Source organism: Kitasatospora sp. NPDC051170 (assembly GCF_044455705.1).
Lineage (GTDB): Bacteria > Actinomycetota > Actinomycetes > Streptomycetales > Streptomycetaceae > Kitasatospora.
Window position 1 is genome coordinate 110,897 of record NZ_JBITFA010000007.1, and the last position, 12,417, is coordinate 123,313.

The 12,417-nt window shown below is 71.6% G+C and carries 9 protein-coding genes; 4 read left to right on the forward strand and 5 right to left on the reverse strand.

The features are described from left to right. Nucleotides 1-9: 9 nt before the first annotated feature. Both ACIBCA_RS17170 and ACIBCA_RS17175 read right to left on the reverse strand, forming a co-directional pair. On the reverse strand, nucleotides 10-1,608 hold the full coding sequence (locus ACIBCA_RS17170; protein WP_396283700.1) for an acyl-CoA carboxylase subunit beta: 1,599 nt from the start codon (nucleotides 1,606-1,608) through the stop codon (nucleotides 10-12). Beyond that, nucleotides 1,605-3,311, reverse strand: coding sequence for an acyclic terpene utilization AtuA family protein (locus tag ACIBCA_RS17175; protein ID WP_396283701.1), 1,707 nt, complete (start codon nucleotides 3,309-3,311; stop codon nucleotides 1,605-1,607). Before ACIBCA_RS17175 ends, ACIBCA_RS17170 begins: the two co-directional genes overlap by 4 nt. A gap of 286 nt (nucleotides 3,312-3,597) precedes the next feature. On the opposite strand from ACIBCA_RS17175, the gene ACIBCA_RS17180 reads away from it, so the two are divergent. From ACIBCA_RS17180 to ACIBCA_RS17195, 4 genes are all read left to right on the forward strand, one after another. After that, nucleotides 3,598-5,226: a PQQ-binding-like beta-propeller repeat protein gene (locus tag ACIBCA_RS17180; RefSeq protein ID WP_396283702.1), complete on the forward strand. Its 1,629-nt coding sequence runs from the start codon at nucleotides 3,598-3,600 to the stop codon at nucleotides 5,224-5,226. A gap of 146 nt (nucleotides 5,227-5,372) precedes the next feature. Further along, a complete protein-coding gene (locus tag ACIBCA_RS17185; RefSeq protein ID WP_396283703.1) occupies nucleotides 5,373-5,867 on the forward strand; it encodes an N-acetyltransferase in 495 nt (164 codons plus the stop codon). 103 nt (nucleotides 5,868-5,970) lie between these two features. Further along, nucleotides 5,971-6,384: a VOC family protein gene (locus ACIBCA_RS17190; RefSeq protein WP_396283704.1), complete on the forward strand. Its 414-nt coding sequence runs from the start codon at nucleotides 5,971-5,973 to the stop codon at nucleotides 6,382-6,384. 103 nt (nucleotides 6,385-6,487) lie between these two features. After that, entirely contained in the window at nucleotides 6,488-8,884 is a 2,397-nt protein-coding gene (locus ACIBCA_RS17195) for an ATP-binding cassette domain-containing protein (protein ID WP_396283705.1), read from the forward strand. Nucleotides 8,885-8,898: 14 nt separating this feature from the next. Here ACIBCA_RS17195 and ACIBCA_RS17200 read toward each other — a convergent pair whose 3' ends face one another. From ACIBCA_RS17200 to ACIBCA_RS17210, 3 genes are all read right to left on the reverse strand, one after another. Continuing rightward, on the reverse strand, nucleotides 8,899-9,411 hold the full coding sequence (locus ACIBCA_RS17200; protein WP_396283706.1) for a GNAT family N-acetyltransferase: 513 nt from the start codon (nucleotides 9,409-9,411) through the stop codon (nucleotides 8,899-8,901). Between the two features lie 76 nt (nucleotides 9,412-9,487). Further along, complete coding sequence (locus tag ACIBCA_RS17205) at nucleotides 9,488-11,368, reverse strand: endonuclease/exonuclease/phosphatase family protein (protein WP_396283707.1); 1,881 nt, start codon at nucleotides 11,366-11,368, stop codon at nucleotides 9,488-9,490. Between the two features lie 485 nt (nucleotides 11,369-11,853). Beyond that, nucleotides 11,854-12,405, reverse strand: coding sequence for an SMI1/KNR4 family protein (locus ACIBCA_RS17210; RefSeq protein ID WP_396283708.1), 552 nt, complete (start codon nucleotides 12,403-12,405; stop codon nucleotides 11,854-11,856). Between the last annotated feature and the right edge of the window lie 12 nt (nucleotides 12,406-12,417).

Consider the following 12,417-nt stretch of genomic DNA (forward strand, 5'->3'; position numbering starts at 1 on the left):
GGGGTTCCCTCACATCCGGAAGACGCCGTAGCCGCGCGCGCCCTCGACCGGCGCGTTGTGGATCGCGGACAGGCACAGGCCCAGTACCGTCCGGGTGTCGCGCGGGTCGATCACGCCGTCGTCGTAGAGCCGCCCGGACAGGAAGACCGGCAGCGACTCGGCCTCGATCTGCTGCTCGACCATCGCCCGGATCGCGGCGTCCGCCTCCTCGTCGTACGGGCGGCCCTTCGCCGCGGCCGACTGGCGGGCGACGATCGACAGCACCCCGGCGAGCTGCTGGGCGCCCATCACCGCGGACTTGGCGCTCGGCCAGGCGAACAGGAACCGCGGCTCGTACGCCCGGCCGCACATGCCGTAGTGCCCGGCGCCGTAGGAGGCGCCCATGAGCACGGACAGGTGCGGGACGGTGGAATTGGAGACGGCGTTGATCATCATCGCGCCGTGCTTGATGATGCCGCCCTGCTCGTAGTCCCTGCCGACCATGTAGCCGGTGGTGTTGTGCAGGAACAGCAGCGGGGTGTTGCGCTGGTTCGCCAACTGGATGAACTGGGCGGCCTTCTGGGACTCCTGGCTGAACAGCACGCCCTGCGCGTTGGCGAGGACGCCAACCGGGTACCCGTGCAGCCGGGCCCAGCCGGTGGCCAGGCTGGTGCCGTACAGCGGCTTGAACTCGTCGAAGTCCGAGCCGTCGACGATCCGGGCGATCACCTCGCGCGGGTCGAAGGGCACCTTCAGGTCGCCCGGGACGACGCCGAGCAGCTCCTCCTCGGCGTACTTGGGCGGCTCCGCCAGCGGGTCGGGGCCCGGGCCGGGCTTGCGGTGGTCCAGGCGGGCGACGATCCGGCGGGCCAGGCGCAGCGCGTCCGCCTCGTCCACGGCGAAGTGGTCGGCCAGTCCGGAGGTGCGGGCGTGCATCTCCGCGCCGCCGAGGGACTCGTCGTCGGCCTCCTCCCCGGTGGCCATCTTGACCAGCGGCGGGCCGCCGAGGAACACCTTGGCCCGCTCCTTGACCAGGACGGTGTGGTCGGACATGCCGGGCACGTACGCGCCGCCGGCGGTGGAGTTGCCGAACACCACGGCCACGGTGGGGATTCCGGCGGCGGAGAGCCGGGTGAGGTCCCGGAAGAGGGCGCCCCCGGGGATGAAGATCTCCTTCTGGCTGGGCAGGTCGGCGCCGCCGGACTCGACCAGGTTGACCAGCGGGAGCCGGTTGGCGAGCGCGATCTCGTGGGCGCGCAGGGCCTTGCGCAGCGTCCACGGGTTGCTGGCGCCGCCGCGCACCGTCGGGTCGTTGGCGGTGATGACGCACTCCACGCCCTCGATCACGCCGATCCCCGTGACCAGCGCCGCCCCCACGGGGTGGTCGCTGCCCCAGGCGGCCAGCGGGGACAGCTCCAGGAACGGCGAGTCCTCGTCGACGAGCAGCTCGATCCGCTCGCGCGCCAGCAGCTTCCCGCGCCCCCGGTGCCGCTCCACATAGCTCGGCCCGCCCCCGGCCAGGGCTTTGGCGTGCTCGGCGTCCAGCTCGGCCAGCTTGGCGAGCATCGCCGCGCGGTGCTCCGCGTACTCGGGCCCCGCCGGATCGAGGCGGGTGGGCAGGACGGTCACAGCAGGACCTCCGGGATGTCGAGGTGGCGGGCGCGCAGCCACTCGCCGAGCGCCTTGGCCTGCGGGTCGAAGCGGTGCTGGGCGGCGACGCCCTCGCCGAGCAGGCCCGTGATGACGAAGTTGACGGCCCTCAGGTTCGGCAGCAGGTGGCGGGTGACGGGCAACCGGGCCGCCTCGGGGAGGAGTTCGCGCAGGCGGTCGGTGGTGAGGGTGTGGGCGAGCCAGCGGTAGGCGTCCTCGCTGCGGGCCCAGAGGCCGAGGTTGGCGTCGCCGCCCTTGTCGCCGCTGCGGGCGCCGGCGACCAGGCCGAGGGGGGCGCGGCGGGTGGGGCCTTCGGGGAGCTTCTCGGGCAACTCCCCCTCGATGTCGGCCGGTTGGCCGGTGACCGGCGCCGGCGGGACGGCCAGGCGGCGCCCGTCCGGGAGGACGGCGGTGTGCTCGACGAGCTTCGCGTCGACGTACGCGGCGGTGAACACCCCGTACGGGGCGCCCGGTCCCGGCGGGGCGGTGAGGTGGAAGCCGGGGTAACCGGCGAGGGCCGACTCGACGGCCGCCTTGCCGAGTTCGCGCCCGACCTTGGCCGGGTCGCGGTCGCGGGCGGTGAGCCTGAGGTACGCCGAGGCTGCTTCCTCGGTGTCGGCGTCGGGACGGTCGGTGCGGGCGAGGGTCCAGCGCAGTTCGGCGGGGCGGGCCTCGGGGGGCAGGGCTTCGGTGAACTGCCGCTGGACGAGGGCGGCTTTGGCCTCGATGTCGAGGCCCGTGAGGACGAACGCCACCTCGTTGCGGTGGCCGCCGAGGCGGTTGAGGCCGACCTTGAGGGTGGCCGGCGGGGCCTCGCCGCGTACGCCGTCGATGCGGACCCGATCGGGGCCCTCCTCGGTGAGGCGGACGGTGTCCAAGCGGGCCGTGACGTCGGGGCCGAGGTAGTGCGCTCCGCCGGTCTCGTACAGGAGTTGGGCGGTGACGGTACCGGTGGTGACGGCGCCGCCGGTGCCCGGGTGCTTGGTGATGACGCTGGAGCCGTCGGCGTGGAGTTCGGCGATCGGGAAGCCGGGGTGCGTCACCTCGTGCTCGCGGAAGAAGGCGTAGTTGCCGCCGGTGGCCTGGGCGCCGCACTCCAGGACGTGTCCGGCGACCACGGCCCCGGCGAGGGCGTCGAGGTCGGCGGGCGTCCACCCGAAGTGGGCGATCCCCGGGCCGACGACCAGCGCGGCGTCGGTGACCCGCCCGGTGACGACCACCTCCGCCCCCTCGGCGAGGCAGGCCGCGATCCCGAAGGCCCCCAGGTAGGCGTTGGCCGCCAACAGCCCTTCGGGCAGCCCGAGTTCGGCCCGCCGTGCGAGCAGGTCGTCGCCCTCGACATGGGCGACCGCCGCCTCGACGCCCAGCCGCCCGGCCAACTGCCGCAGCTCATCGGCGAGTCGGGCCGGGTTCAGGCCGCCCGCGTTGACCACGATCCGCACGCCCCGCTCCGCCGCCAGGCCCAGGCACTCCTCCATCTGCCGCAGGAACGTCCGCGCGTACCCGAGCGAGGGGTCCTTCAGCCGGTCGCGCGCCAGGATCAGCATGGTCAGCTCGGCCAGGTAGTCCCCGGTGAGCACGTCCAGCGGCCCGCCCGTGAGCATCTCCCGCACCGCCGCGAACCGGTCCCCGTAGAACCCCGACGCGTTGCCGATCCGCAGAACCGCCCGCTCGCGCGCCAATGCGCCTCCCCTGCCGGTGGGTTGGCGGCGCCCCCTACGAGCGCCGCCGCGCAGCAGCGTGGCACCGACCGCAGAAAAAAGCAATCATGCCTGCTTGTTTCCGGCCTCCCCCTGCGCGCTTCCTCTGCGCGCATCTTCCGCGCCCCTTGGTCTCCTCGGGTGGCGTCGGCGACGCCGTCGGCCAGATGGCCCTCGCCGCATCGTCACCGTACGAACAGGCGGTCACACAATGGCGTCACGACGCCGGGCGCCCCCGGTACTCCCCCGACAACCGAAGGCCGATCGCATGAGCAGACCTCCCCGTTCACTCCTGTGCCGCGCACCGCACCCGTCACGGGCGGCCGGCGGCGGGCGCCGCCGACCGGCGGCCCTGCTGGCGGGCCTGGCGCTGCTGACCCCGAGCGCCGCGGCCTCGCTGCTCGCCCCGGTGCCGGCGCGGGCCGACAACCCGACCGTCTCGGTGAACAACCTGCGGACCGGCTGGGACGCGGCCGAGCCGAACCTCGGGCCCGCCCAGGTCTCGGGCGCGGACTTCGGCCGGCTCTGGTCCACCGCCATCGACGGCGCGGTGCACGCCCAGCCGCTGGTCGCCGGATCGACCGTGGTCGTCGCCACCGAGACCAACCACGTGTACGGCGTCAACGCCGCCGACGGCCGCATCCTCTGGCAGCGCGCCCTCGGCGCCCCCGTGCCCTCCTCCACCGACTGCCTCTCCCCCGGCACCGGCATCACCTCGACGCCGGTGCTCGACGCGGCGAGCGGCACCGTCTACCTGGTGTCCAGGTCCAACGAGGGCGGCGCCCACTTCTCCGCGCACGCCCTCGACCTCACCACGGGCGCCGAACGCTCCGGCTGGCCCGTCGCCGTCCAGGGCGCACCGGTGAACAGCCCCGGCGTCCCGCTCAACCCGAACACCTCCGTCCAGCGCGCCGGACTGCTGCTCCTCGGCGGCGCCGTGTACTTCGGCTTCGCCTCGGACTGCGGCAAGAACCCGTACGTCGGCCACGTCGGCGGCGTCGACACCGGCACGCGCAAGGTCACCCTCTGGTCCACCGAGGCCGGCTCCGACTCGCAGAACGGCGGCGTCTGGATGAGCGGCGGCGGGCTGATGTCCGACGGTGCCGGCCGGATCTTCATCGCCACCGGCAACGGCGCCAACGCCGGCTCACCGCCCGCCGGCCCCGGCAACCAGCCGCCCGGCCACCTCGCCGACTCGGTCGTACGCCTCGGCGTCAACGCCGACGGCAGCCTCGCCCCGAAGGACTTCTTCAGCCCCACCAACAACCGGGACCTCGACCACAACGACCTCGACCTCGGCTCCGGAGGCCCCGCCGCGCTCCCCGACGGCTTCGGCACCTCCGCCCACCCGCACCTGCTCGTCCAGGTCGGCAAGGACGGCCGCATCTTCCTCCTCGACCGCGACAACCTCGGCGGCACCGGGCAGGGCCCGGGCGGGACGGACGCCGTGGTCGGCACGACCGGCCCCTACAAGGGCATCTGGGGACACCCGGGCGTCTGGGGCGGGGACGGCGGCTACGTCTACCTGGTCGAGAACAACGGCTCCCTGCGCGCCCTCAAGTACTCCGTCGACGGCTCCGGCACCCCGAAGCTGACCAGCGCCGGCACCAGCCCCGAGGGCTTCGGCTACGCCTCCGGCTCCCCCGTCGTCACCTCCAACGGCACGGCCTCCGGCTCGGCGCTCGTCTGGACCGTCTACTCCGGCACCGGACCGGGCGGCCAGAACGGCGAACTGCGCGTCTACGACCCGCTGCCGGTCAACGGGGCGCTCAAGCTGCGCCGCAGCTTCGCCCTCGGCACGGTGAGCCGGTTCTCGGTGCCCGCGACGGACAGCGGACGGGTCTTCGTCGGCACCAAGGACGGCCACCTCGTCGCCATCGGCCGCACCGGCACCTGAGGCCGGGACGCCCGGTCATCGGCGGCCCGGTGGCCGTGCCCCGTCCCCCACCGCCGGGGGCCTCGACCGGTCCTGAGCCCCCTCGCAACGAATCGGCCGGAAGAAACCGGTACGCCCACGGCCCGTCCTTGGCTAGCCTCGGCGCCATGACCTGGCTTCCCGCTGACTTCGTCCACCCCCTCCACGTCCCGCTGCCCGACGGCGCCCACCACCTGCGGCCCATCCGCGAGGCCGACGCCCCGCTCGACTACCCCACCGTGATGGGCTCGCGCGAGCACCTGTGGAGCATCTTCGGCCCGGCCTGGGGCTGGCCCGCGGAGACGATCACGTACGAGGCGAACCGGATCGACCTGGCGCGGCACGAGAAGGAGATCGCCGCCCACGAGTCCTTCAACTACGTGATGCTCGACAGCGCCGAGACGGCGATCCGCGGCTGCGTGTACATCGACCCGCCGGAGCGCGTCGGCGCGGACGCCGAGATCTCCTGGTGGGTCGTCGCCGACCGCGTCGGCAGCGAACTGGAGCAGGCGCTGGACACCCTCGTCCCCGAGTGGATCGCCGCGGACTGGCCGTTCCGGCAGCCGCGCTACCTGGGCCGCGACATCAGCTGGCAGGACTGGCAGGCCCTGCCCGCCGTCTGACCCGGCCCACGCCGGTCCACGGCCGAGTCCTTGCCACCCACCACCCCCAAGCAGTCAGTTTTCGAGAAGCGCGACGGGCGGGTGCGCGCCTAGCGTGGCAGTCATGAACGAGATCACCATTCACTGGACCTTCCTCCCCCACACCGACCCCGAGGCCTCCCTCGGCTTCTACCGCGACCTGCTCGGCTTCGAGGTGCGCCAGGACGTCGGCGGCGGCCCGATGCGCTGGATCACCGTCGGCCCGGCCGGGCAGCCGGACGTGTCGGTGGTGCTGGAGCCCCCGGCGGCCGACCCGGGCGTCACGGAGGACGAGAAGAAGCTGATCGCCGACATGATGGCCAAGGGCACGTACGCCCGGCTCGTGCTCGCCACCCCCGACCTGGACGGCGTCTTCGACCGGCTCAAGACCGGCGGCGCCGAGATCGTCCAGGAGCCCACCCAGCAGCCGTACGGTGTGCGAGACTGCGCTTTCCGTGACCCGGCGGGGAACATGATCCGCTTCAACGAGGTCCGCTGAGCGCACCCCCTGCCGGATGTCCCGGGCCCGCCCCTCCTCGCGCACCGGCCGAGGAGCGGCGGGCCCCCGCCCGTAGAGAACGAGACGGAGAGAGAGCGCCGCCATGGCCCGGAAGACGGACGCGCCGCACACCGCCGACAGCCACGACCTCATCAGGGTGCACGGCGCCCGCGAGAACAACCTCAAGGACGTCGACGTCGACATCCCCAAGCGCCGCCTGACGGTCTTCACCGGCGTGTCCGGCTCCGGAAAGAGCTCACTGGTCTTCGACACCATCGCCGCCGAGTCCCAGCGGCTCATCAACGAGACCTACAGCGCCTTCGTCCAGGGCTTCATGCCCACCCTCGCCCGTCCCGAGGTGGACGTGCTGGAGGGCCTGACCACCGCGATCATCGTCGACCAGCAGCGGATGGGCGCCGACCCGCGCTCCACCGTCGGCACCGCCACCGACGCCAACGCGATGCTGCGCATCCTGTTCAGCCGCCTGGGCACCCCGCACATCGGCTCCCCCAAGGCCTTCTCCTTCAACGTGCCCTCGATCAGCGGCGCCGGCGCCGTCACCGTCGAGCGCGCCGGCAAGACCGTCAAGGAGCGCCGCAGCTTCAGCATCACCGGCGGCATGTGCCCACGCTGCGAGGGCCGCGGCAGCGTCTCCGACATCGACCTCACCCAGTTGTACGACGACACCAAGTCGATCTCCGAGGGCGCGTTCACCATCCCCGGCTGGAAGACCGACAGCTGGTGGACGGTCGGCGTCTACGCCAACTCCGGCTTCCTGGACCCGGACAAGCCGATTCGCAAGTTCACCAAGAAGGAGATGCAGGACTTCCTGTACCGGGAGCCGACCAAGGTCAAGGTCAACGGCGTCAACCTCACCTACGAGGGCCTGATCCCCAAGCTCCAGAAGTCCATGCTCTCCAAGGACAAGGACGCCCTCCAGCCGCACATCCGCGCCTTCGTCGAGCGCGCCGTCACCTTCTCCGCCTGCCCCGACTGCGGCGGCACCCGGCTCAGCGAGGGGGCCCGCTCCTCCAAGATCGCCGGCCTCAACATCGCCGACGCCTGCGCGATGCAGATCAGCGATCTCGCCGGCTGGGTCCGGGAGTTGGACGAACCGTCGGTCGCGCCGCTGCTCGCCGGCCTGCGCCACACCCTGGACTCCTTCGTCGAGATCGGCCTCGGCTACCTCTCCCTCGACCGCCCCTCCGGCACCCTCTCCGGCGGCGAGGCCCAGCGCGTCAAGATGATCCGCCACCTCGGCTCGGCGCTCACCGACACCACGTACGTCTTCGACGAGCCGACCACCGGCCTGCACCCGCACGACATCAGCCGGATGAACGACCTGCTGCTGCGCCTGCGCGACAAGGGCAACACCGTGCTGGTCGTGGAGCACAAGCCGCAGACCATCGCGATCGCCGACCACGTCGTCGACCTCGGCCCGGGCGCGGGCACGGCGGGCGGGGCCGTCTGCTTCGAGGGCAGCGTGGACGGGCTGCGCACCAGCGGCACCGTCACCGGGCGGCACCTCGCGGACCGGACGGCGCTGCGCGCGAGCGTGCGCAAGCCGACCGGGAAGCTGGAGATCCGCGGCGCAAACTCCCACAACCTGCGGGACGTGGACGTGGACGTGCCGCTGGGCGTGCTGACGGTGGTCACCGGGGTGGCGGGCTCGGGCAAGAGCTCGCTGATCCACGGCTCGATCCCTGCTTCGGAGGGCGTGGTCTCCGTCGACCAGGGCGCGATCAAGGGCTCCCGGCGCAGCAACCCCGCCACGTACACGGGCCTGCTGGAGCCCATCCGCAAGGCCTTCGCCAAGGCCAACGGCGTCAAGCCCGCCCTGTTCAGTGCCAACTCCGAGGGCGCCTGCCCGACCTGCAACGGCGCGGGCGTGGTCTACACGGACCTGGCGATGATGGCCGGGGTCGCGACCACCTGCGAGGATTGCGAGGGGCGCCGCTACCAGGCGTCGGTGCTGGAGTACCACCTCGGCGGGCGGGACATCAGCGAGGTGCTGGCCATGCCGGTCGCGGAGGCGGAAGCCTTCTTCGGCCCCGGCTCCGGCTCCGGCTCCGGCTCCGGGGAAGCCCAACTCCCGGCCGCACACCGCATCCTGGAGCGCCTGGCGGACGTCGGCCTCGGCTACCTCACCCTCGGGCAGCCGCTCACCACCCTCTCCGGCGGCGAGCGCCAGCGGCTCAAGCTGGCCACGCACATGGCGGACAAGGGCGGGGTGTACGTCCTGGACGAGCCGACCACCGGTCTGCACCTGGCCGACGTGGAGCAACTCCTGGGCCTGCTCGACCGGTTGGTCGACTCGGGCAAGTCGGTGATCGTGGTCGAGCACCACCTGGCGGTGATGGCGCACGCCGACTGGATCATCGACCTGGGCCCGGGCGCGGGCCACGACGGCGGCCGGATCGTCTTCGAGGGCACCCCGGCCGAACTGGTCGCCGCCCGCTCGACGTTGACCGGGGAGCACCTGGCCGACTACGTGGGCTGACCGCGCCCAGCGTTTCAGCCCAGCTCGAGGATCATCCGCAGCGTGTTCGTGGCCGGGTCCAGCACGAACGGCTGTGCGTCGCCGGTGAATTCGAAGCCGCGCCGCCGGTAGAAGGCGGCGGCGCGGTCGTTGGCCTCGTGCACCCGCAGCACCACGCGGTCCTTGCCCTCGGCGCGCGCCCAGTCCAGGACGGCGTCGAGCAGGGCGTCCGTCGCGCCGCGCTCACGGCCCCGGTGCCCGGGCGCCGTCCAGACGCCGATCAGCACGGCGGTCGCGGGCTCCTCGGGGTGCGGCAGGGTCAGCATCGTCCCGACCCACTCACCACTGTCACCGTCCGCCACCACCAGGCCGACCCGGCCGGGCCCGTTCACGGCGGCGGCGCGGTCACGCCACTCGCTCTCGGGGTGGCCGAGCGCCGTCTCGTGGGTCTCGACGAAGGCCATCGGCGTGTCGAGGAGCTGGGCCAGCCGTACGGCCTTGAGCCGCTCCCAGTCCCCCGCGCCGATCTTCTCGATCCTGTACCCCATGTGCTGCGCCCCCGAAAAAACCTGCCCGGACCGCCGGTGGTCACCGGCGGTCCGGGCAGCATAGCCGCAGCTCAGGTCACGGCTTGAGGCGGACCACCTGCGGGTCGTGGTCACTCGCCTGCTGGGCGAACTCGGCGTTGATGTGCACCACGTCGTACTTGGCGTAGCCCAGCTCGGGGCTGACCAGGATGTGGTCGAGCACCTGCGAGTTGCCCTGGTAGACGTACGAGTACTGCTCGGTCTCGGGCAGCTCGTTCACCAGGTCGCGCAGCACGCCGTCCTTGGTGAGGGCGGACAGGGCGGGCGAGAACTGGTAGTCGTTGTAGTCACCGACGGCGACGACCTTCGCCTCCTTGTCGGCGGCCAGCAGCTTGGCGACGAACGCCTGCTCCACCGTGGCCTGCTTGATCCGCTGCACCTCGGAGCTGCGGACCGGGGCCTGGAAGCGGCTGTCGATGCCCTGGTCGCCGCCCTTGCTGTTGAAGTGGTTGGCGATCACGAAGAGCTTCTTGCCGCGGAAGGAGAACTGCCCGACCAGCGGCTTGCGGCTGTTGGTCCACGCCTCGTCGGCCGGCTCGATCCGGCCGGGCGAGGCGGTGAGCGCGGCGGAGGCGCCCGTGCCGGTGACGCCCACGGCGGTGGTGGCGGTGCCGCCGGGGATGTCGGTGAAGGAGACGCGCTGGGGGTTGAACAGGAACACCTGGCGGATGTTGCCGCCGGGCTCGCCGCCGTCCTTGCCGTCCTGCGGGTCGACGGAGCGCCAGTCGTACGCCGGGCCGCCCGCGGCCTTGACGGCCTCGACGAACTTCGCGACCGTCCTGCTCGCGCCGACCGTGCCGTCGTTCTTGCTGCCGTTGTCGTCCTGGATCTCCTCCAGGGCGACGATGTCGGGCGAGCGCAGGTTGGTGACCACACCCTGGGCGAGCTCGGCGAACTTGGCGTCCGGGTTGGTGGCGGCCAGGTTCTGCACGTTGTACGTGGCGACGGTGAGCTCGCGCTCGCCGGCCTGGGCGGTGACCTCGCGCTGCAGGTGGTTGTCCTGCAGGGCGCCGACCGTGCCGGCGACGAGGGTGTAGCCGCCGAAGTTGTTGTAGTCCAGCGGGCCGGTGGTGGTGCCGGTCAGCACGTCGCCGACGTTGGCCACGGGGAAGGGCTGCTGGGAGACGGGCGCCTGCTGCTGCACCATCAGACGGCCGACGTTGGGCTCACGGTAGGACTCGTACAGCACGCCGCCGCGCTTGCTGCGCTGGTCCTGGCGGTCGGCGGCGACCCACAGCTCGTTGTACTTGTCGGTCGCCTGTATGACCCGGGCGTCCTTGACCTGGACGAGCATGCCCTCCAGGGACTCGTAGAAGTCCAGGGCGTACTTCTCCGGGTTCAGCGCCACGGAGTCGATGCTGCCGTCCGCGGCGGCGGCCGGGGTGTAGGTGCCCGGGATGTTGCGGGTGTCCACGACGACCGGGGCGGGCAGCGCGTTGCCGCCCGACAGCACGGTGACGGCCGGGCCGGTGATCTCGGTGATCGACTGCGAGCCGCCCGAGAAGCTCGGGTAGTACTCCGTCACCTTGCCGCTCACCAGCACCGAGTCACCCACCTTCACGGTCGGGGCGGCGCCGGTGAAGACGAACACGCCCTCACTGGTCGCCGGGTCCGCGTCCGGGTTCGGGTCCTGCAACCAGAACCCCTTCGAACTCCCGTACGCCCGAACCCCGGTGACGATCCCGGGCACCCCCACCACGGCCTTCCCCGCCTGCGGCGAGACCCTCGTGGTGCCCTGAACGTCATGAATCCGCAGCGGCCCGGCCTCGGTCGGCGCGGGCGTCGCGGCACCGGCCGCATTGGCCGTACCGGCCGCCGACAGCGGCACGAGCACCAGCGAGGCGGCCAGCGTGGCCGGAAGGACGGCGGCGCGCAGCAGCGCGGCTCTGCCGGAACGGGAAACGGGAGCGTTGGTCACCGGCGCAGGTCTCCTGGTCGTCGACGGGCCGCACACCACCCCAGAAGTGCGCGCTACCCGCGTAGAAAGCGACGGAAGACACCCACCCTCCCCCGCCGACCCCACAACTTACGCGCGTAGAAATCCCCCCGACAAGACCCCGTCGATGAACTCCCACCTCCCACCCCACACCCTCCCGTTCGCCCAACTCCCAGCATTCCCCCAGGATTTCCCACCCCTCCCAGCCCCCTCCCAGAATTCCCCCGACCCCGCCTCCAGCCCTTGGGCGGCAACCACTAGCACTTGGTCCGCACCCTCGGGGCACCTCCAAGGCCGAGGCCCTGATGGCGACATCCTCGACCTGGGCCTTGGCCTTCTACCTGGCCGCCACTCGACCCAGGCAAGCTGGATCTTGGATGTCAGGCGCCCGGGAGCGTCCGAGTCCTTCGTCAGGGTGCGGTGCCGCCGACTCGGCCACAGCCCAGTCACCGAACCGGGCCGGCTACCTACAGGGACCGCCACGTTGGAGAGCCCGTAGACCGATCGAAAAATTCATCGGCATCGGGAAATTCGCCCGTGAGGACAGCCGCAAGGAATTCCGTCATTCCGCCATCAAAGCGAATCATCTCGCTAATATCAAAGCGCCACACCACGACCGTCCAGAGATCGGGGTCGCCGGCGGAAGTATCCCAGCAGAAGTAATCAGAGATCGTATTGTTCCCCCACCCCAGAAGACACCCCCGCGCAGGGAAAGTCTCATATGGGCGACCAATTTCGGGACTCCATTCATACCACCCCTCAAGCATCTCTCCAAGATCCTTGTTGAAGTAGTAAATACCATCAAAGCAATTTCCACCCGGGACCACCGGAACGAGCACCGGCGCCGCCACGACAAGGTCGTCGCCAAATTGGACGTGACCATATCGCTCCACGAATTCACGATAGTCCGACGGCATCCGGACGCCAAGCCTCTCAACAGAGTCGCCCCAGCAGACCTCGACACGCTCGCGGCCCGCATCACCCATGATCCCCGCGAGTCGGGCATTAATTCCTACCATTTCCCCTCCTCT